This is a genomic window from Agrococcus sp. HG114 (assembly GCF_024723325.1).
Lineage (GTDB): Bacteria > Actinomycetota > Actinomycetes > Actinomycetales > Microbacteriaceae > Agrococcus.
Window position 1 is genome coordinate 1 of record NZ_JANQCH010000032.1, and the last position, 20,071, is coordinate 20,071.

19 protein-coding genes are annotated in these 20,071 nt (G+C 72.3%); 8 read left to right on the forward strand and 11 right to left on the reverse strand.

What is annotated here, in order from left to right:
- Positions 1–1,506, forward strand: a 1,506-nt coding sequence (locus tag NWP09_RS05200; RefSeq protein WP_258274474.1) for a phospho-sugar mutase, incomplete at its 5' end; no start/stop codon positions are given.
- Positions 1,507–1,513: 7 nt separating this feature from the next.
- On the opposite strand, the gene NWP09_RS05205 is transcribed toward NWP09_RS05200, so the two are convergent.
- The 10 genes from NWP09_RS05205 to NWP09_RS05250 form a co-directional block, all read right to left on the reverse strand.
- On the reverse strand, positions 1,514–1,951 hold the full coding sequence (locus NWP09_RS05205) for a PTS sugar transporter subunit IIA (protein ID WP_258274475.1): 438 nt from the start codon (positions 1,949–1,951) through the stop codon (positions 1,514–1,516).
- Positions 1,948–3,054, reverse strand: a complete 1,107-nt coding sequence (locus tag NWP09_RS05210; RefSeq protein ID WP_258274476.1) for an adenosine deaminase — start codon at positions 3,052–3,054, stop codon at positions 1,948–1,950. The genes NWP09_RS05205 and NWP09_RS05210 overlap by 4 nt, the downstream gene beginning before the upstream one ends.
- A 66-nt stretch (positions 3,055–3,120) precedes the next feature.
- Complete coding sequence (locus NWP09_RS05215; RefSeq protein WP_258274477.1) at positions 3,121–3,462, reverse strand: DUF4190 domain-containing protein; 342 nt, start codon at positions 3,460–3,462, stop codon at positions 3,121–3,123.
- Positions 3,463–3,604: 142 nt separating this feature from the next.
- A complete protein-coding gene (locus NWP09_RS05220) occupies positions 3,605–4,894 on the reverse strand; it encodes a thymidine phosphorylase (RefSeq protein ID WP_258274478.1) in 1,290 nt (429 codons plus the stop codon).
- Positions 4,887–5,318: a cytidine deaminase gene (locus NWP09_RS05225; RefSeq protein WP_258274479.1), complete on the reverse strand. Its 432-nt coding sequence runs from the start codon at positions 5,316–5,318 to the stop codon at positions 4,887–4,889. The genes NWP09_RS05220 and NWP09_RS05225 overlap by 8 nt, the downstream gene beginning before the upstream one ends.
- An 11-nt stretch (positions 5,319–5,329) precedes the next feature.
- Positions 5,330–6,622, reverse strand: coding sequence for an ABC transporter permease (locus tag NWP09_RS05230; RefSeq protein WP_258274480.1), 1,293 nt, complete (start codon positions 6,620–6,622; stop codon positions 5,330–5,332).
- Positions 6,619–8,025, reverse strand: coding sequence for an ABC transporter permease (locus tag NWP09_RS05235; protein WP_258274481.1), 1,407 nt, complete (start codon positions 8,023–8,025; stop codon positions 6,619–6,621). The genes NWP09_RS05230 and NWP09_RS05235 overlap by 4 nt, the downstream gene beginning before the upstream one ends.
- Positions 8,022–9,566 carry an ABC transporter ATP-binding protein gene (locus tag NWP09_RS05240; RefSeq protein WP_258274482.1) on the reverse strand — a complete coding sequence of 515 codons (1,545 nt, stop codon included), beginning with the start codon at positions 9,564–9,566 and terminating at the stop codon, positions 8,022–8,024. Before NWP09_RS05240 ends, NWP09_RS05235 begins: the two co-directional genes overlap by 4 nt.
- A gap of 129 nt (positions 9,567–9,695) precedes the next feature.
- Positions 9,696–10,811, reverse strand: coding sequence for a BMP family protein (locus NWP09_RS05245; RefSeq protein WP_258274483.1), 1,116 nt, complete (start codon positions 10,809–10,811; stop codon positions 9,696–9,698).
- A 131-nt stretch (positions 10,812–10,942) separates the two neighbouring features.
- Positions 10,943–12,043 (reverse strand): BMP family protein, encoded by a 1,101-nt coding sequence (locus NWP09_RS05250; RefSeq protein ID WP_258274484.1) that lies wholly within the window; start codon positions 12,041–12,043, stop codon positions 10,943–10,945.
- A gap of 12 nt (positions 12,044–12,055) precedes the next feature.
- Between NWP09_RS05250 and NWP09_RS05255 the strand changes: the two genes are divergently transcribed.
- Positions 12,056–13,195: a type IV toxin-antitoxin system AbiEi family antitoxin domain-containing protein gene (locus NWP09_RS05255; protein WP_258274485.1), complete on the forward strand. Its 1,140-nt coding sequence runs from the start codon at positions 12,056–12,058 to the stop codon at positions 13,193–13,195.
- A 104-nt stretch (positions 13,196–13,299) separates the two neighbouring features.
- On the opposite strand, the gene NWP09_RS05260 is transcribed toward NWP09_RS05255, so the two are convergent.
- Positions 13,300–14,412, reverse strand: a complete 1,113-nt coding sequence (locus NWP09_RS05260; RefSeq protein ID WP_258274486.1) for a mannose-1-phosphate guanylyltransferase — start codon at positions 14,410–14,412, stop codon at positions 13,300–13,302.
- Between the two features lie 116 nt (positions 14,413–14,528).
- On the opposite strand from NWP09_RS05260, the gene NWP09_RS05265 reads away from it, so the two are divergent.
- The 6 genes from NWP09_RS05265 to NWP09_RS05290 form a co-directional block, all read left to right on the forward strand.
- Positions 14,529–15,680, forward strand: a complete 1,152-nt coding sequence (locus tag NWP09_RS05265) for a glycosyltransferase family 1 protein (protein WP_258274487.1) — start codon at positions 14,529–14,531, stop codon at positions 15,678–15,680.
- A 132-nt stretch (positions 15,681–15,812) separates the two neighbouring features.
- Complete coding sequence (sdhC, locus tag NWP09_RS05270; RefSeq protein WP_258274488.1) at positions 15,813–16,250, forward strand: succinate dehydrogenase, cytochrome b556 subunit; 438 nt, start codon at positions 15,813–15,815, stop codon at positions 16,248–16,250.
- Positions 16,250–16,705, forward strand: coding sequence for a succinate dehydrogenase hydrophobic membrane anchor subunit (locus tag NWP09_RS05275; protein ID WP_258274489.1), 456 nt, complete (start codon positions 16,250–16,252; stop codon positions 16,703–16,705). The genes sdhC and NWP09_RS05275 overlap by 1 nt, the downstream gene beginning before the upstream one ends.
- Before the next feature lie 25 nt (positions 16,706–16,730).
- The gene (gene sdhA / locus NWP09_RS05280) at positions 16,731–18,518 is read left to right on the forward strand and encodes a succinate dehydrogenase flavoprotein subunit (RefSeq protein ID WP_258274490.1); all 1,788 of its coding nucleotides are present in this window, start codon (positions 16,731–16,733) and stop codon (positions 18,516–18,518) included.
- Positions 18,519–18,610: 92 nt separating this feature from the next.
- On the forward strand, positions 18,611–19,480 hold the full coding sequence (locus tag NWP09_RS05285) for a succinate dehydrogenase iron-sulfur subunit (protein WP_258274492.1): 870 nt from the start codon (positions 18,611–18,613) through the stop codon (positions 19,478–19,480).
- Positions 19,481–19,570: 90 nt separating this feature from the next.
- Positions 19,571–20,071: tryptophan-rich sensory protein (locus tag NWP09_RS05290; RefSeq protein ID WP_258274491.1), on the forward strand; the 501-nt coding region annotated here is incomplete at its 3' end.

Sequence of the window (20,071 nt, forward strand, 5' to 3'; positions counted from 1 at the left end):
GGGCTGCGCGGCCGGCTCGGGCCGGGCCCCAACCGCATGAACGCGGTCGTCGTGCAGCAGGCCTCCGCCGGGCTCGCGAGCTTCCTCGTCGACCGCGAGCCCTACCCCTCGGTCGTGATCGGCTGGGACGGCCGGCGCGGCTCGGAGTCGTTCGCGCGGGCCGCCGCGGAGGTGTTCGCGGGCGCGGGCGTGCGCGCGATCCTGCTGCCGCGGCTGCTGCCGACGCCGGTGACGGCCTTCGCGGTGCGGCACCTCGGCACGAGCGCGGGCGTCATGATCACCGCGAGCCACAACCCGCCGGCGGACAACGGCTACAAGGTCTACCTCGGCGGCGCCGACGAGGGCAGCCAGATCGTGCCCCCGGTCGACGCGGACATCGCCGCCCGCATCGCGACCGCCGCGACCAGCCCCGTCGCCGACTACCCGCGCGGGGAGCCCGAGGTCGCAGGTGACGGCGTCTGGGAGGCGTACGTCGCCGCGACTGCCGCGATCGGGCAGCCGGACCAGGGTCTGCCGGGTGCGGCCGGGCCCAAGGTCGTCTACACGCCGCTCCACGGCGTGGGGCTCGAGACGGTGCGCGCAGTGCTCGAGCGCGCCGGCTTCCCGCCGGTGGTCGTCGTGCCCGAGCAGGCCGAGCCCGACGGCGCGTTCCCGACGGTCGACTTCCCGAACCCCGAGGAGCCGGGCGCGCTCGACCTCGCGATGGCGCTCGCGACCGCGGAGGGCGCGGAGCTCATCGTCGCGAACGACCCCGACGCCGACCGCCTCGCGGTCGCGGTGCCGGATGCGTCGGCGCCGGCGGGCTGGCGCATGCTCACGGGCAACGAGGTTGGCCTGCTGCTCGGCTGGGACGCCGCCCGCTCGGCCCACGGACGCGGCGTGCTCGCCGCATCCATCGTCTCCTCCCCCGGGCTCGGCGCGATCGCCCGTGCCCACGGGCTCGAGTTCGTGCAGACGCTCACGGGCTTCAAGTGGGTCTCGCGCGTGCCGGGCCTCGTGTACGGCTACGAGGAGGCGCTCGGCTACCTCGTCAACCCCGGCACGGTGCGCGACAAGGACGGCATCTCGGCGCTCGTGCGGATCCTCACGCTCGCGAGCGAGCTGCAGGAGCGGGGGTCGTCGCTCGCCGAGGAGCTGCTCGCGCTCGCGGGCGAGTTCGGCGCGTTCGAGTCGGGCCAGGTGAGCGTGCGGGTCACCGACCTCGCGCGCATCCCCGCCCTCATGGCCTCGCTGCGGCAGGCGCCGCCGACCGAGCTCGCGGGCGCGGCCGTGCTCGCCGCCGACGACCTCGCGCTCCCCGAGCACGGCGGGATCGGCGACATCCTGCGCTTCACGCTCGACGACGGCTCGCGCGTCATGGTGCGGCCGAGCGGCACGGAGCCGAAGCTCAAGGTCTACATCGACGCGACGTCGACCGAGGGGCCGCCCGCCGCCCGGGTGCGCGCCGCGCGCGAGCGCGTCGCGGCGATCGCCGAGGCGGTGCGGCCGCTGCTGCAGGGCGCGTAGCGCCCGCTCAGCCGCGGAGGGCCGCGATCGCCTCCTCACGGCTCGTGGCGGCCGCGACGGCCTCGGTCACGCCGGATGCGTCGAGGGCGTTCGCGAGCTCGGCGAGCATCTGCAGGTGGCGCTTCGGGCTCGTGGCCGCGAGGCCGATCACGACGCGCACCGGATCGTGGTGCGGATGTCCGAACGCGACCGGCTCGTCGAGCACGACGATCGCGAGCGCATCCCGTCGCACGACGCCGCTCGCCTTCGCGTGCGGCACCGCGACGCCCGGGGCGACGACGCAGTACGGCCCGCCCTCCTCGATCTGCTGCACGAGCTCGTCGACGTAGGCCCGGCCGACCGCGCGCGCGGTCACGAGGTCGACGCCCGCGGCGCGGACGGCCGCGCGCCAGTCGGCGGCGTGGACGCCCGGTGAGAAGGTCGCCTCGTCGAGCGGCAGCGTCATCGGAGGTCGTCGAACCCGTCGGCGATCTCGTCGGCGAGCTCCTCCCGCTCCTCGAACGAGCAGAAGGCGCCGGCGACGGCGTTCTGCGTGACCTGCTCGAGGTCGTCGAGGTCCCAGTCGAACGTCTCGACCATGAGGCCCAGCTCCCGCGTGAGCGTCGTGCCCGACTGCAGGCGGTTGTCGGGGTTCACGGTCACGGCGAAGCCGAGCTGCAGCAGCAGGTCGATCGGGTGGTCCTCGAGCGCGTCGCCCCAGCGCGCGATCGTGCCGGTCTGCAGGTTGGAGGTGGGGCTGAGCTCAAGCGGGATCTGGCGGTCCTTCACCCACTCCGCGAGCTCGCCGAGGCGCACGACGATCGCGTCGTCGCGCTCCTCCTCGACCTCGATGTCCTCCGCGATGCGGGTGCCGTGCCCGAGGCGCAGCGCGCGCCCGGCGAAGAGCGCGTCGGCGATGCTCTCGAGCCCGTCGCCCTCGCCGGCGTGCACCGTCGCGGGGAAGTGCGCCTTCGCGAGCCGGTCGAACGCCGACTGCAGGCGCGATGCGGGGAAGCCGGCCTCAGGGCCCGCGATGTCGAAGCCGACGGCGCCCCTGTCGCGGTGGCGGAGCGCGAGCTCGGCGATCTCGTCGGCGCGGTCGAGGTGCCGCATGGCGCTCACGAGCTGCCCCACGCGGATGCGGCGGCCGTGCGTCTCGACGAGCGCGACCGCCTCGTCGATGCCCGCCTGCACCGCCTCGACCGCCTGGTCGAGCGAGAGGCCGCGCTGCAGGTGCTGCTCGGGCGCCCAGCGGATCTCGCCGTAGACGACGCCGTCCTCGGCGAGGTCGAGCACGAACTCCTTCGCGACCCGGTGCAGGCCGTGCTCGGTCTGCATGACGGCGGTCGTGATGTCGAAGGTCTTCAGGTACTCGGGCAGCGAGCCCGAGTTCGACTGCTCGGCGAACCACTCCGCGAGCGCGTCGGCGTCCGAGGCCGGCAGCTCGAGCCCGATCTCGTCGGCGAGCTCGAGCACCGTCTGCGGGCGGAGTCCGCCGTCGAGGTGGTCGTGCAGGCTGACCTTGGGCAGCGTCTGGATGTCGACGCCGTCGACCTCGTACCGGCTCATCGCGCCTCCGTCATCGGGTGCTGGGATCTCGATCGTATCGGCCCCCAGCGCGCCGCGCCGGTCGGCTCAGGCGCCGGAGGACGCCAGGCCGATCGCCGCGAGCAGCAGGCCGCCCGCGAGGATCCAGAGCAGTGCCCAGAGCACGAGCATCGCGACGCTGAGCCAGATGCCCCACAGCGCCATCGTGCGACCGGCGGGCTCGCGCTTGCGGGCCATGACGCCGACGATGATGCCCGCGATGGGCACGAGGATCGATCCTCCGATGAAGATCGATGCGAGGCCGAGCACGAGGCTGACGATGCTGAGCGTCTTCGGCTGCGCAGCGCCGTACGCGTAGCTGCCTGCGGGCTGGGTCGCGTCGCCGCCCGAGAAGGGCTGCGAGCGCGCGGGCGAGGGGGAATCGGTCACGGCGAGCTCCTGGGGTCAAGGGATGCGTCGAGCCAAGCACGGCGGCGGCCCTTGGCCCTGGGTGACCGCTGAGCCCCGCCTGGGAGCCAGTGTCCCCGCGCTGGCCCGGGCGCGCAAGAGCGCGGCGGCGAGCCCGGACCGCTCAGCCGATCCGCTCCCGCACGATCGGCGGCACGGGCACGGTCGTGCCGGCCGGCGCGAGCTCCCACGCGCCCTCGAGCGCCTCGAGCGCGCGGGTGATGCGCGACTCGTCGTCGGCCGAGATCGTCCAGAGCGGGTCGCCCCTCCGCACCGCGTCGCCCGGCTTGACGTGCAGCTCGACGCCCGCGGCGTGCACGACGGGGTCGCTCGCCCGCGCGCGCCCAGCGCCGAGGCGCCAAGCCGCGATCCCGAACGGCAGCGCCTCCTGGCGCGCGAGCACGCCGTCGGCGTGGGCGACGACCGTGTGCGTCTCCCGCGCCACCGGCAGCGGCGCGTCCGGGTCGCCGCCCTGCGCGATCACGAACCGGCGCCAGACGTCCATCGCCCGGCCGTCGGCGAGCGCGGCCTCGACGTCCGCGTCGCCGCGACCGACCGCATCCAGCATCTCGCGCGCGAGCGCGACCGTGAGCTCGACGACGTCGGCGGGCCCGCCGCCCGAGAGCACCTCGACCGACTCGCGCACCTCGTTCGCGTTGCCGATCGTGCGGCCGAGCGGCGTGTCCATGGTCGTCAGCAGCGCCCGCGTCTCGACGCCCGCGTCGCGCCCGAGGCCGACCATCGTCTCGGCGAGCTCGCGCGCCCGCTCGAACTCCTGCATGAACGCGCCCGACCCGAACTTCACGTCGAGCACGAGCGCGCCGGTGCCCTCGGCGATCTTCTTCGACATGATCGACGACGCGATGAGCGGGATCGCCTCGACCGTGCCGGTGATGTCGCGCAGCGCGTAGAGCCGCTTGTCGGCCGGCGCGAGGCCGGAGCCCGCGGCGCAGATCACGCCGCCCACCGTGCGCAGCTGCTCGAGCATCTCGGCGTTCGTGAGGTCGGCGCGCCAGCCGGGGATCGACTCGAGCTTGTCGAGCGTGCCGCCCGTGTGGCCGAGCCCGCGGCCCGAGAGCTGCGGCACGGCGACGCCGAACGCCGCGACGAGCGGCATGAGCGGCAGCGTGATCTTGTCGCCGACCCCGCCCGTGGAGTGCTTGTCGACCGTCGGGCGGTCGAGCGAGGAGAAGTCCATGCGCTCGCCGGAGGCGATCATCGCCATCGTGAGGTCGTGGATCTCGCGGCGCTCCATGCCGTTCAGCAGGATCGCCATCGTGAGCGCCGACATCTGCGCGTCCTCGACGTAGCCGCGCGTGTACGCGTCGATGAGCCAGTCGATCTGCGCGGTCGAGAGCGCTCGCCCGTCGCGCTTCGCGCGGATGATGTCGACCGCGTCGAACGCCTCAGCCACGGTGCGCTCCCTCGTGCCCCGCGGCGTACGCGTCGAGCGCGGCCGGGCCGAAGGCATCCGGCAGCACCTCGGCCATCGTCCTGATGCCGCTCACGGTGTCGAGCAGCATGCCCGGCGCGGCGTGCTCCGAGAGCAGCTGGCGGCAGCGGCCGCACGGCATGAGCCGGTCTCCGTCGCCGTTCACGCACGCGAACGCCACGAGCCGGCCGCCGCCGCCCATGACCATCGCGCTCACGAGCGAGCACTCCGCGCACAGCGTCACGCCGTAGGCCGCGTTCTCGATGTTCGCGCCGGTCACGACGCGTCCGTCGTCGACGAGCGCGGCCGCACCCACGGGGAAGCGCGAGTAGGGCACGTAGGCCTTCGCGGTCGCCTCGTGGGCGGCGTCGTGCAGCGCCTGCCAGTCGATCTCGGGCGTCGTCACAGCCGCGCCTCCTACTGCTTGATGTAGGGCTTGCCGCTCGCCGCCGGCGGGCGCGACTGGCCGATGAAGCCCGCGACCGCGAGCAGGGTGATGAGGTACGGCAGCATGAGCATGAACTCGCTCGGCACCGGCGAGCCGATCGCGCCGAGCGTCTGCTGCAGCGCCGAGGCGAAGCCGAACAGCAGCGCCGCCGCGGTCGCCTTGATCGGGTTCCACTGGCCGAAGATCACGGCCGCGAGCGCGATGTAGCCGAGGCCCGCCGTCATCTCGCGCGTGAACGCGCCGGTCGTGTCGAGCGTGAAGTACGCGCCGCCGAGCCCGGCGACCGCGCCCGCGAGCGAGACGTTCCAGAAGCGCAGCCGGTTGACGTTGATGCCGACGGTGTCGGCCGCGAGCGGGTGCTCGCCGATCGAGCGCAGCCGCAGGCCCCACGTGGTCTTGTAGAGGCCCCACGCGATGAGCGGCACGATGATGAACATGGCGTAGACGATGACGGTGTGCTCGAACAGCGCGGGCCCGAGGATCGGGATCGTCTCGATGCCCGGGATGGGGATGCGCGGCAGCCGGTCGGGCGAGTTGAGCTCGGGGTTGTCGGTGAGCATCGACGAGTACAGGAAGTTCGTGAGGCCCGTCACGAGCACGTTCAGCACGACGCCGACGATCACCTGCTCGACGAAGTAGCGGATCGCGAAGACCGCGAGCACCATCGACACGAGCACGCTCGCGACCATCGCGGCAAGGACGCCGAGCAGCGTGACGCCCGTGGCCGACGCGACGACGGCGCCGGTGAACGCGCCGCCGAGCAGCTGCGCCTCGATCGCGATGTTCACGACGCCGGCGCGCTCGGAGAGCACACCGCCCATCGCGCCGAAGATGAGGGGCACCGAGAGGCCGACGGTCGCGAAGAGCAGGCCCGGCACGGGGATCATCGAGCCCGCTCCGGCCCACACGAGGAAGCCGAGCACGAACAGGATGCCGAACGCGACGGGCAGCCACGCGCCGAGCCTGCGCGCTGTCGCGGCGGCCCAGAGCGACAGGGCGGTGAGCGCCGCGAGCAGCACGACGACGACGATGCCGGTCGGCCGCGCGGGGAGCACCGCGTTCGGCAGCGCGATGAAGTCGCCGACGGACGAGAGCCGCAGGGTCGTGGACCCGTCACGCGCGACGACGATGAAGAGCACGAGGGCCACGAGGGTCAGCACCGCGAACGAGATCGGCGCCTTCCAGTGCTTGACGACCGCGCGCTCGAGCTCGATCGCCTGAGCGCTCGCGGCGGGACTCTCGATGGGCTGCTGCGTCGTCATGCCTGCTCTCCCTTGCGCTCGGCCATCGCGGCGAGCGTGGCCTCGTCGCGGCGCTGGCGCCGCGACTTCCTCCCCGGCTGCGGGAGCCCGAACATCGCGCGCACGAGCGGGGGTGCCGCGATGAAGAGCACGATGAACGACTGCACGACGAGGATGATGTCGACGGGCACGCCCTCGGCGGCCTGCATGCGGAAGCCGCCGGCCTTGAAGGCCCCGAAGAGCAGGCCGGCGAAGAAGGTGCCCCACGGCGTCGAGCCGCCGAGCAGCGCGACGGTGATCGCGTCGAATCCGATGCCCGCGTCGATGCCCGCCGTGAAGCCGGTCGTGACCGCGCCGGTGACCTGCTGCGCGCCGGCGAGGCCCATGAAGGCCCCCGAGATGAGCATCGCGTAGACCGTGAGGCGCTTGACGTTCATGCCGGCGTTGAGCGCGGCGCTCGGGTTGTAGCCGACGGCGCGGAACTGGAAGCCGAGGCTCGAGCGGTTGATGAGCCACGAGCACACAACGACGGCCGCGACCGAGAGCACGAAGCCCCAGTGGAGCACGAACGGCGGCCCGAAGATCGACGGCAGGATGGCCGACGGCGGCATGGGCGGCGAGATCGGGTTGTTGCTGCCGGGGTTCTGGAGCAGGCCCTGCGTCCGCAGCATCCAGGTGATGAACCAGAAGGCGACGAAGTTCAGCATGATGGTCGAGATGACCTCGTGCGCGCCGGTGTAGGCCTTGAGCGCGCCCGCGATGCCGGCCCAGACGGCGCCGGCGGCGATGCCGACGGCGATCGCGACGAGCACGTGCAGCACGGGCGGCAGCTGGAACGAGAAGCCGACCCATGCGGCGGCCGCCGCGGCCCACAGCATCTGGCCGCGGCCGCCGATGTTGAACAGGCCGACGCGGAACGCGAGCGCGACGCCGAGGCCCGCCGCGATGAGCGGCGTCGCGAAGTTGAGCGTGTCGGTGAGCGGCTTGATGAGGAACACGAACCCGCGGTCGGCAGCGGCGAAGTTGAGCACGGCGCCCTGGAACAGCGCGCTGTACGCGCCGGCGACGGCGGACCAGACAGCACCGAGCATGTCGCCCGGGCGCGCGAAGAAGTAGCCGCTCGTCTCCTGCACGCGCTCGTCGGTCGCGGCGATGAGGATGCCGCCGACGACGAGCGAGGTGAGGATCGCGAGCGCGGCCATGACGAGGTTGCCGCCCATGATGCGGCGGAACGCGCTCCCCCACGGGTCCTCCTCGACGACCGTGCGGTCGTCGATCGGCGCCGCGGGGGCGGCGACCTGCACCTCGGCGGCCTCCGGGGCGTGCACGACCGCGGGCGCCTGCCCGGCATCCGGCGATCCGCCGACGTGCTGCTGCTGGCTCGGCTGGATCGGGTCGTCGGCGTCGCGCGGCTGGTCGTTCACGCTGCGGCTCCCTTCGAGGGGGTGGTGCTGGGGCCGTCGGCGACGCGCTCGCCCGCCATCATGAGGCCGAGGATGTCGCGGCTCGTGTCCGCGGGCACGATGCCCACGATCGCGCCGCGGTACATCACCGCGATGCGGTCGGCGAGCCCGACGACCTCGTCGAGCTCGGTGGAGACGACGATCACGGGGATCCCGGCGTCGCGCGAGGCGATGATCTGGCTGTGCACGAACTCGATCGACCCGACGTCGAGGCCGCGCGTGGGCTGCGACGCGACGAGGAGCGAGAGCGGCCGGCCGAGCTCGCGCGCGAGCACGACCTTCTGCTGGTTGCCGCCGGAGAGCGTGCCGACCTTGCTCTCGATGCCCTGGGCGCGGATGTCGAACGAGCCGAGCTTCTCGGTCGCGAAGCGCTCGCGCGCGCCTCGGTCGAGCGTGCCCGCCCTGACGAAGGGGGCGCCGTGGTAGCGGTCGAGCATGAGGTTCTCGGCGATCGAGAACTCGCCCACGAGCCCGTCGACCTTGCGGTCCTCGGGCACGAAGCCGACGCCCGCGTCGAGCACGTCGCGCACCGAGTCGCCGAGCAGCTCGTTGCCGTTGAGGTCGATCGACCCGGTCGCGCGGTGCTGCAGGCCGAGGATCGCCTCGGTGAGCTCGGTCTGCCCGTTGCCCTGCACACCGGCGATGCAGAGCACCTCGCCGCCGCGCACCGTGAACGAGACGTCGTTGACCACCTTCTGGCCCACCGCATCCAGCACCGTGAGGTGCTCGACGCGCAGGGCGTTGTCGGTGAGCACGGGAGGGTTCTTGTGCACCGTGAGCTCGACGGCGCGGCCGACCATCATGGACGCGAGCTCGGTCGTCGACGACTCGGGGCTCGCCTGCCCGACGACCTTGCCGAGCCGGATGACCGTGATGCGGTCGGCGATCGCGCGCACCTCGCGCAGCTTGTGGGTGATGAAGACGATCGCGGTGCCCTCGTCGCGGAGCTGCTGCATGATCGCCATGAGCTCGTCGGTCTCCTGCGGCGTGAGCACCGCCGTGGGCTCGTCGAACACGAGCACCTTCGCGTCCTGCGAGAGCGCCTTGATGATCTCGACGCGCTGCTGCACGCCGACGGGCAGGTCCTCGATCTTCGCGTCGGGGTCGACGTGGAAGCCGAAGCGCTGCGAGATCTCGCGCACCTTCTCGCGCGCCCCGGCGAGGCCGCCGAGCGCCTTCTCGTGGCCGAGCAGCACGTTCTCGGCGACGGTGAACACGGGGATGAGCATGAAGTGCTGGTGCACCATGCCGATGCCGGCGCGCATCGCGTCGCCGGGGCCGGCGAAGCGCTGCGGCTCCCCGTCGAGCAGGATCTCGCCCTCCTCGGCGCGGTACAGGCCGTAGAGCACGTTCATGAGCGTCGACTTGCCGGCACCGTTCTCGCCGAGCAGGCAGTGGATCTCGCCGGCGCGGACGTCGAGGTCGATGTGGTCGTTGGCGACGAGCGCGCCGAACCGCTTCGTGATGCCACGGAGCTCGAGTGTGGGGTGCGGGGCGCTCATGGGGCTTCCTTCGACGACGCGGGCGACGAGTGCGAATCTAGCCGGGTCGGGGCGCTTCGCGCGCGTGCCCGGCCGCCGCTCGCGCGCGTGGGGGCCGGCCGGAGCCGACCCCCACGCTGCGAGCGACTGCTACTGGTTGATCTGCTCGCTCGCGGGCGAGTTGACCTCGATCTCGCCGGCGATGATCGCCGCCTCGATCTCGTCGAGCTCCGCCTGCAGGTCGGCGTCGACCGAGCCCTCGAAGTCGTGGAACGGAGCGATGCCCACGCCGCCGTTCTCGAGCGTGCCGACGTACGGCTCGTTCGAGAACTCGCCGGCGGCCGCCTCCTCGACGACCGTCTGCACGCCCTCGGCCATGCCCTTGAGGATGGAGGTGAGGAACAGGTCGGCGTTGTCGGGCGAGGTCTCGTACAGGTCGGCGTCGACGCCGATCATGACGATGCCCGAGTCGGCGCCCGCGTCGCGGACGGCCTCGGCGGCCGAGAGGAAGATCGGGCCGCCGACCGGCAGGAGCACGTCGGCGCCCTGCTGGATGAACGTCTCCGCCATCTGCTGCGCGGTGGGGCCGGCCTCGAAGCCGCCAGTGAACGAGCCGGTCTGGGCGTCGACGTCCCAGCCGAGCACCTGCACGTTGGCGCCCTTCTGCTCGTTGTAGTACTGCACGCCGTCGGCGAAGCCGTCCATGAAGATCGTCACGGTCGGGAACTGCATGCCGCCCCAGGTCGCGACGATGCCCGAGGTCGAGTACGACGCGGCCGCGTAGCCGGCGAGGAACGCCGCCTGGGCGGTGTCGTAGACGATCGGCTTGACGTTCGGCAGGTCGATCTGGTTGTCGTCGATGATCGTGAAGCTGATGTCGGGGTTCGCCTCGGCGGCCGCGGCGGTCGCCTCGGAGAGCGCGAAGCCGACGGAGACCACCATGTTGCAGCCCTCGTCGATGACGCTCGAGAGGTTGGCGGCGTAGTCGGCGTCGGACTGCGACTCGACCTCGATCGGCTCGACGCCGATGCTCTCGGACGCGGCGCGGAGGCCCTCGGCACCGAGCTGGTTGAACGAGCGGTCGTCGAAGCCGCCCGAGTCCGAGATGATGCAGGGCTGGATGTCGGTGGCGGCGGGCTCGCCGGAGCCGGACGCGCCGGTCGTGGCGCCGGGCGCGTCGGGGGCTGCGGCGCAGCCGGCGAGCAGGAGCGCCGCGCCGAGGGCGATGGCGCCGCCGCGCGCGGCGGAACGGGTGAACTTCCTCAAGGGATCCTCCAGTGCAAAGGATGCTCGCCGCGACGCGGCCGAGCGCATGATGGTCGAGCATAGGGCCGCGCGCACGCCCGGAACCGCCGCGCGGCGGCACCGAGACGCAATCGTTGCAAACCCGATCCGCCTCAGGGGCTCGAGGGCGACTCCACCTCGATCTCGCCCGCGATGATCTGCTCGCGGAGCGCCTCGAGCTCGGCCTTCGTCTCGGCGCTCACGCGGCCGTCGAGGTCGTGGAACGGGGCGATGTCGACGCCGCCGTTCTCGAGGTCGCCGATGAGCGCCTCGTCCGAGATCGTGCCGTCGGCCGCGTCCTGGATGGCGGTGACCACCGCATCCTCGGTGTTCTTGAGGATGCTCGTGAGCAGGATCGGCCGGAACTCGGCCGGGAGGGTGTCGTACCCGTCGTTGTCGACCCAGATGACGAGCGCTGCCCCGCCGGCGTCGAGGGACGCCGTGAACGCGCCCTCGCCGACCTGGCCCGCGACGGGGAGGATGACGTCGGCGCCCTGCGCGAGGAACGCGGCGGCCTGCGCGCGGCCGTTCGAGACGTTCTCGAAGTCGCCGGTGAACGTGCCGTCCTGCGCCTCGGGGTCCCAGCCGAGCAGCTGCACGTCGGCGCCCTTCGCCTCGTTGTAGGCGTCGATGCCGGCGGCGAAGCCGTCCATGAAGAGCGTCACCGGCGGCTGGTTGCCGCCGCCGAACGTCGCGACGATGCCCGACTCGCTCACGGCGGCGGCGGCGTAGCCCGCAAGGAACGCGGCCTGGGCCGTGTCGAAGACGATCGAGCGCACGTTCGGCGCCTCGACGATCTCGTCGACGATCGCGAACTGCACGTCGGGGTTCGCGGCGGCCTGCTCGGCGGTCGCGGCGGCGAGCTCGTAGCCGACGGTCAGCACGAAGCCGCAGCCGGTGTCGATGGCGGCCTGCACGTTGGGCGCGAGATCGCTCTCGGTGGTCGAGACGAGCACGTTGGCCTCGACGCCCAGCTCGGCCTCGGCGCGCTGCATGCCGGCCCAGCTCGTCTCGTTGAACGAGCGGTCGTTGAGGCCGCCCGAGTTGGTCACCATCTGCGCGCACTCGAGCGCGTGCTCCGGCGCACCGCTCGCGTCGGGCGACTCGGTCGCGGCGGGCGGCGGGGCGGCGCAGCCGGCGAGCAGCAGCAGCGCGGCGAGCGCGGGCGCTGCGACGGCAGCTCGCGCCCGGGCGTGGGCGATCGTGCGGGACAAGGCGACTCCTTCGTGGCGTGGCGCAATCGTAACCGGCACGGCGCACCCCGTCGCTCCCCGACTCGGAAGCTCGATCGGGCTGGTGCATCCGCCGGGCGCCCTGGCCGCCCGCTTGCGCGCTCAGCCCGATCGAGCTTCCGCGGCGGCTCCCGCTCTCCACAGCACGACGCCGCCACGGCGCCGCCCGACGTGGAGCCGCCCCATCCTGCGGCGATGGGCACTGCGGCGACCGATGCGGCCGAGCTCTTCCGCGCGTTCCTCGGGGTGCTCACCACGGCTCAGCTGCTGCAGGCCGGCGTCCCCCGCAAGGCGCTCGACGCCGCGCTCGCGGCCGGCAAGGTGCAGCGGTTGAGGCGCGGTTGGATCGCGTGGCAGCCGGATGCCGCCGTCGCCGCGGCGGTGCGCGGCGGCGGATGCATCAGCTGCGTGAGCGCGATGGGGCACCTCGGCGCGTGGCAGCCTCGCGGCTGCGCCGGCCACGTCCGCCGGGCGGACGGGCAGCGCGACAAGCGCGCAAGGCGCAGTGCCGCGACCGATGCGGGCGCGGCCGCGAAGCACGCGCGACCCCGGACGAGTGCGAAAGGGTGTCGACCGTACGGCGCGAACCCCCCGGTCACCGCAGCGATCGACGACCTGGAGACCGCCTTCCGGTGCGCTCTTCGCTGCGCTGACCGCGAGCAGATCGTGACGATCGCGGACTCGATCGTCCACCGCGGTCTCGCGTCGCTGGCGGAGCTCCGCAGGTGGGCCGCATCAGCGCCGCGCGCGGTCCGTCGGCATCTCGACCTGGTCGAGCCGCTCGCAGAATCAGGCACCGAGTCGATGGTGCGGGTGCGGCTGCTCGCGCTCGGTCTCTCCGTTCGGGTGCAGCAGTGGATCGGCCGTCGCCGCGTCGACCTCATGATCGGCGATCGCCTGATCGTCGAGTGCGACTCCGTCGCGCATCACGCTGACCTGGAGGCGTTCCAGCGAGACCGCCGGGCGGATCGCGCGCACGTGGCCGCCGGCTACCTCGTGATCCGGCTCACATGGGAGCAGATCCACGATGAGTGGCCGGCGATCGAACGGGACATCCTCGCGATCGTGCGGCGCGGTGACCATCGCTGGCGCAAGCGGCTCGGTCCCAATGGCGGGGAAGCTCGATCGGCCTGAGCCGATCGCGACGGCACATGGTGCGACGGCGAGCCGCTCACGCCGATCGAGCTTCCGGCCCTGACGTGCCGAGGCGCCCACGAGGCGACCCCAGCGCGACGGGGTCAGAGCGCGTCGGTGTTGCCCGAGCGGCGCACCGCGTCGACGACCTGCTTCACGCGCTGCGCGTTGTCCGTCGTCGTGACGAGCAGCGCGTCGGGGGTGTCGACGACGACGACATCCTGGATGCCGACGACCGACACGATGCGCTTCGACTGGGAGACCACGATGCCGCTCGCCGAGTCGGCGAGCACGGTGCCCTCGCTGCCCAGGATCGCCAGCCGGCCGCGTCGTCCGCCGTTGTGGAGCTTCGCGACCGCCGAGAAGTCGCCCACGTCGTCCCAGTCGAAGTCGCCCGGGATGACCACCATGTTCCCTCGCGCGGCGGCGGGCTCCGCGACCGAGTAGTCGATCGCGATCTTCTTGAGCTCCGGCCACACGCGGTCGACCGCGGGGCCTCGCCGAGCGGGCTCGTCCCACACGGCGGCGAGCTGCTCGATCTGCTCGGCGAGCTGCGGCTCGGTGCGCGCGAGCTCCTCGAGCAGCACGTCCGCGCGCGCGATGAACATGCCCGCGTTCCAGAGGTAGTCGCCGTCGGCGACGTAGCGGCGTGCCCGGTCGAGCGACGGCTTCTCGACGAACTCCCGCACGATCGCGGCGCTCGGCGCCCCATCGATGCCCGCGGACCCGTTCGCGCGGATGTAGCCGAAGCCGATCGCCGGCTCGGTCGGCGTGATGCCGATCGTGGCGATGCGGCCCGTCCGGGCGGCGGCGACGGCCTCGACGACCGTGCGGCGGAACGACCGCTCGTCGTGGATGACGTGGTCGGCGGCGAAGGAGCCGACGATGACGTCGGGCTCGCGCCGCCGCAGGATCGCCGCCGCGAGCGCGACCGCGACCGTCGAGTCGCGCGGATCGGCCTCGAGCACGATGCTCGCGTCGTCGAGCTCGGGGATCTGCGCCTCGACCGCGGCGCGGTGCGCGCGCCCGGTGACGACCATCGTGCGGCCCGGTCCCGTCAGCGGCACGAGCCGGTCGAACGTCGCGCGCAGCAGCGTCTTGCCGGAGCCGGTGAGGTCGTGGAGGAACTTCGGCGCGTCGGCGCGCGAGAGCGGCCACAGCCGCGACCCCACGCCGCCCGCGGGGATGATGCTGAAGAAGTCGTCGAGGGCCGTCACGCTGTCGAGCCTAACCATCGGCGTCCAGGCCGCTGTCAGGTGATGCCCACGAGCAGTTCACGTCGAGTTCACCGAGCGCTCCCCGGCGTTCAGCGCAGCCGTCGTACGGTGGGGCCGTGCGCATCGAGCGGGTCGCCATCGTCACGGAGAGCTTCCTCCCGACCGTCAACGGGGTCACGACCTCGGTGTGCCGCGTGCTCGACCACCTGGTCGACAGCGGCCGCGAGGCGATCGTCATCACGCCGCGCTGCGGCGCCCCCGTGCACTACCGGGGCGTGCCGGTGCACGAGGTGCCCTCGATCGCCTACCGCGAGTTCCCCGTGGGACTCCCGAGCCCGCAGGTCGCGTCCCTCCTCGCGCGGTTCCAGCCCGACGTGCTGCACGCCGCGAGCCCGTTCATGCTCGGCGGCCAGGCGATCGCGGAGGCCGCGCGCATCGGTCTCCCGAGCGTCGCGATCTACCAGACCGACGTCGCCGGCTTCGCGCGCCGCAACAGGCTGGGCGCCGGAGCCGCCTTCGCGTGGCAGGTGATCCGGCGCATCCACAACGGCGCCGACCGCACGCTCGCCCCCTCGAGCGCCGCGATCGCCGACCTCGAGGAGGCAGGGGTCAAGCGCGTGCACCAGTGGGTGCGGGGCGTCGACCTCGACGGCTTCCACCCCGACAACCGGCAGGGCCCGGCTGCCGCGAACCTGCGCCGCCGCATCGCGCCGCACGGCGAGACGATCGTCGGCTACGTCGGCCGCGTCGCGCCCGAGAAGGGGCTCGACCGCCTGCGCGCGCTCGAGGGGCTCCCGGGCATCCGGCTCGTCGTCGTGGGCGATGGGCCGGGGATGGCCGACACGCGCAGGCAGCTCGCGGCGCTCAAGCCCGTCTACCTCGGGCAGCTGCACGGCGCATCGCTGCGCGCCGCCTACGCCGCGATGGACGTCTTCGTCCACACGGGCGCCGAGGAGACCTTCGGCCAGACGCTGCAGGAGGCGGCCGCGAGCGGCCTCCCGGTCGTCGCGCCGCGCGCGGGCGGCCCGATCGACCTCGTGGACCACGGCACGACCGGGCTCCTCTTCGAGCCCGACGACGCATCCGAGCTGCACGGCGCCGTCGCGGCGCTCGCCGCCGAGCCGGCCGTCCGGGCGCGGATGGGCGAGGCCGGCCGGCGGCGCGTGCTCGGCCGGTCGTGGGGCTCGGTGTGCGACCAGCTGCTCGACCACTACGAGGCGGCGGCGCACCGTGCCCTCCGCGGGGTCGACGGGCTCGTCGACGCCTGAGCCGAGGCGGCGCGCCGCGTTCGCGGAGGGCGCAGGCGCCCGGCCGCTCGGATCGAGGGCGGAACCGGACCGGTGTTCGCCACGGGCATAGGATGGATCCACCTAACCCGTCGATCTCCGGAGGGAACGCGCGTGTCTGAGACATCGAGCAGCCTCACCCTCCCCGACCCCACGCCTCGGAAGACCTCGTTCAGCGGCACGCTGTATCGCGGCAACGAGGGCATGTGGTCGTGGGTGCTCCACCGCATCACCGGTGTGGCGATCTACTTCTTCCTGCTGGTGCACGTGCTCGACACCGCGCTGATCCGCGTGAGCCCCGAGGCGTACAACGGCGTCATGGCCGCATACAAGAACCCGATCATGGGCCTCGGCGAGACGGTGCTCGTGGGCGCCGTCGTGCTGCACGCGATGAACGGCCTCCGCATCATCCTGGTCGACGTGTGGCCGTGGGCCACGCGCAACCAGCGGCTGCTGTTCTGGATCGTGATGGGCCTCGTCGCCGCGCTCATGCTCTACTTCACGCCGACGCACCTCATCAACGTGTTCTCGCCGGTCGAGGGAGGCCACTGATGACCGCCACGATCGAGAACCCGAACTACGCCTACCCGGCGCGCTCGAAGCGCCGCGGGCCGAACCTCGAGAAGGCCGGCTGGATCTTCATGCGCGTCTCCGGCGTCGTGCTGATCGTGCTCATCTTCGGCCACCTCGCCTACAACCTGCTCTGGACCCCGGGCGGCATCCACGCGATCGACTTCGGCTTCGTGGGCGGCAAGCTCGCCGACCCGTTCTGGCAGTGGTGGGACGTGCTCATGCTGTGGCTCGCGATCCTGCACGGCTCGAACGGCATGCGCACGATCGTGAACGACTACGTGCACAAGCCGCGCATCCGCCAGGTCGCGCTCGGCGCGATCGCCGTCGCCGCGGTGCTGCTCATCGCGCTCGGCACGCTCATCACCTTCACGTTCGACCCCTGCCCGCCGACCGCGGACCCCTCGCTGCTGCCGTCGTTCTGCGCAGAGCTCTAAGCACGATTCGGAGATTCCCAGCTACATGGCCGACACGAGTTCCGTCACCGACGGCATCCACTACCACCAGCACGACGTGCTGATCATCGGCGGCGGCGGCGCCGGCATGCGCGCCGCGATCGAGGCCGCCCCGAAGGCGTCGACTGCCGTCATCACGAAGCTCTACCCCACGCGCTCCCACACGGGCGCGGCGCAGGGCGGCATGGCCGCCGCGCTCGCGAACGTCGAGGAGGACAGCAACGAGTGGCACACCTATGACACCGTCAAGGGCGGCGACTACCTCACCGACCAGGACTCCGCCGAGATCCTGACGCGCGAGGCGATCGACGCGGTCTACGACCTCGAGAACATGGGTCTGCCGTTCAACCGCACCGCCGACGGCAAGATCGACCAGCGCCGCTTCGGCGGGCACACCCGCGACCACGGCAAGGCGCCCGTGCGCCGCGCGTGCTACGCCGCCGACCGCACGGGCCACATGATCCTGCAGACGCTGTACCAGAACTGCGTCAAGCACGGCGTCGAGTTCTTCAACGAGTACTACGCGCTCGACCTCGTCATGACCGAGACGCCCACGGGCAAGCGGGTCGCGGGCGTCGTGGCGTACGAGCTCGCGACCGGCGACATCCACGTCTTCCAGGGCAAGTCGGTCGTGTTCGCGACCGGCGGCTTCGGCAAGATCTACAAGACCACCTCGAACGCGCACACCCTCACGGGCGACGGCGTCGGCATCATCTGGCGCAAGGGCCTGCCGCTCGAGGACATGGAGTTCTACCAGTTCCACCCGACGGGCCTCGCCGGCCTCGGCATCCTCCTCACCGAGGGCGCCCGCGGTGAGGGCGCGATCCTGCGCAACGCCTCGGGCGAGCGCTTCATGGAGCGCTACGCGCCCACCATCAAGGACCTCGCGCCGCGCGACATCGTCGCCCGCTCGATGGTGCAGGAGGTCCTCGACGGCCGCGGCGCCGGGCCCAACAAGGACTACGTCTACCTCGACTGCACCCACCTGGGCGCCGAGGTGCTCGAGACGAAGCTGCCCGACATCACCGAGTTCGCGCGCACGTACCTGGGCGTCGACCCGGTCGTCGAGCGCGTGCCCGTCTACCCGACCGCGCACTACGCGATGGGCGGCATCCCGACGAACAACGACGCCGAGGTGCTCGCCGACAACGAGACGGTCATCCCCGGCCTCTACGCCGCCGGCGAGTGCGCGTGCGTGTCGGTGCACGGCGCGAACCGCTTGGGCACGAACTCGCTGCTCGACATCAACGTCTTCGGCAAGCGCGCCGGCAACAACGCGGTCGCGTACGCGAAGACGGCCGACTTCGTCGACCTGCCGGCGGATGCGGCGGACGGCGTCGTGAAGATGCTCGCGCAGCTGCGCGAGGGCGAGGGCACGGAGTCGGTCGCCGAGATCCGCAAGGCGCTCCAGGAGACGATGGACCGGAACGCGCAGGTGTTCCGCACCGAGGAGACGCTGCAGACGGCGCTCGCCGACATCGCGGCGCTGCGCTCGCGCTACCCGAACGTGCGCATCCACGACCGCGGCCGCCGCTTCAACACCGACCTGCTCGAGGCGGTCGAGCTCGGCTTCCTGCTCGACCTCGCGGAGGTCGTGGTCGTCTCGGCGATCAACCGCAAGGAGTCGCGCGGCGCCCACATGCGCGACGACTTCCCGACGCGCGACGACGTGAACTACATGCAGCACACCATGGCGTACCGGACGGACGCCGAGACGGGCGCCAGCCAGGGCATCCGCCTCGACTGGAAGCCGGTGCGCGTCACCCACTACCAGCCGACGGAGCGCAAGTACTGATGAGCGACAGGAATCTGCCCCAGGGGGACCCGAAGGGCCAGGACGCCGGCGTGCGCGCCACGCAGAGCGGCCCGACGGGCGCCCCGACGCCGATGGCGGATCGCCCCGACACCGCTTCGACCTCCGACCAGGCGAGCGCGCACCAGGCCGCCGAGGCGGCAGCGCAGTCGTCGACGGAGCCGAAGCCGGTCGAGAACGCCTACGACGGCTCGCACCGCGAGACCGAGCCGGCGCCGTCGCACGACGAGCCGCAGGCGTTCAACGTCACCGTCATCGTCCGACGGTTCGACCCCGAGGTCGACGACGAGCCCCGCTGGGTCGACTACGACGTGCCGATGTACCCGACCGAGCGCATCCTCGACGCCCTGCACCGCATCAAGTGGGAGCAGGACCCGACGCTCGCGTTCCGCCGCTCGTGCGCGCACGGCGTGTGCGGCTCCGACGCGATGCGCATCAACGGCAAGAACCGGCTCGCGTGCAAGGCGCTCGTGAAGGACTTCGACATCTCGAAGCCCATCTACGTCGAGGCGATCAAGGGCCTGCCGCTCGAGAAGGACCTCATCGTGAACATGGAGCCGTTCTTCGACTCCTTCCGCGAGATCCAGCCGTTCCTGCAGGCCTCGGGCAAGCCCGAGAAGGAGCGCCACCAGACGATCGCGCAGCGCGAGCGCTTCGACGACACGACGAAGTGCATCCTGTGCGCCGCGTGCACGACCTCGTGCCCGGTGTTCTGGACCGACGGCCAGTACTTCGGCCCCGCCGCGATCGTGAACGCGCACCGCTTCATCTTCGACTCGCGCGACGAGGCGAGCCAGGTGCGCCTCGACATCCTGAACGACCGCGAGGGCGTGTGGCGCTGCCGCACGACGTTCAACTGCACGGATGCGTGCCCGCGCGGCATCCAGGTCACCAAGGCGATCGCCGAGGTCAAGCAGGCGATGATCTCGGGCGTGAAGCTCTAGCTCCGCGCTCTCCGATGGCCGGTCCTCTCGAGGGCCGGCCATCGCTGTCTCGTCCAGCCGATTCTTAGCCTGGCTACGTATCTTCGGGGCATGGACGCCGAGCAGACCGCCCGCCCCGCCGACCGCATCCGCGCGTGGGCGTTGGTCGTCGCCCTGCCGGTGACGATCGCCGCCGCCGCGCTCGGGTCCGGGCTGTTCGGCGGCCAGGAGGTGGAGTCGTCGGCGAGCGGCGCGCTCTCGGCGACCGCGACGCCCATCGCGCCGGCGGGCCCTGCCTTCTCGATCTGGAGCGCGATCTACCTCGGGCTCGCGGTGCACGCCGTGTGGCAGGCGCTCCCCCGGCAGCACGGCGATGCGCGGCAGCGCGCGACCGGCTGGCTCGCGATCGCGTCGCTCGTGCTGAACGCCGCGTGGATCCTCGCGGCACAGGCCGGGCTGCTGCCGCTCACGGTCGTGATCATCGTCGTGCTGCTCGTCGTGCTCATCGCGATCGTCGTGCGGCTGCGTCTCGCGCGGCCCGGGTCGCGGCTCGAGGCGGTCGTCGTCGACGGCACGTTCGGTCTCTACCTCGGCTGGGTCGCGGTCGCGACC

Excerpts from the sequence above, each read along its gene's own strand:
- NWP09_RS05285 (WP_258274492.1), top strand. The coding sequence starts at position 18,611 with ATGGCGGATCGCCCCGACACCGCTTCGACCTCCGACCAGGCGAGCGCG.
- sdhA (WP_258274490.1), top strand. The coding sequence starts at position 16,731 with ATGGCCGACACGAGTTCCGTCACCGACGGCATCCACTACCACCAGCAC.
- NWP09_RS05230 (WP_258274480.1), bottom strand. The coding sequence starts at position 6,622 with ATGACGACGCAGCAGCCCATCGAGAGTCCCGCCGCGAGCGCTCAGGCG.
- NWP09_RS05210 (WP_258274476.1), bottom strand. The coding sequence starts at position 3,054 with ATGAGCCGGTACGAGGTCGACGGCGTCGACATCCAGACGCTGCCCAAG.
- NWP09_RS05205 (WP_258274475.1), bottom strand. The coding sequence starts at position 1,951 with ATGACGCTGCCGCTCGACGAGGCGACCTTCTCACCGGGCGTCCACGCC.
- NWP09_RS05275 (WP_258274489.1), top strand. The coding sequence starts at position 16,250 with ATGACCGCCACGATCGAGAACCCGAACTACGCCTACCCGGCGCGCTCG.
- NWP09_RS05240 (WP_258274482.1), bottom strand. The coding sequence starts at position 9,566 with ATGAGCGCCCCGCACCCCACACTCGAGCTCCGTGGCATCACGAAGCGG.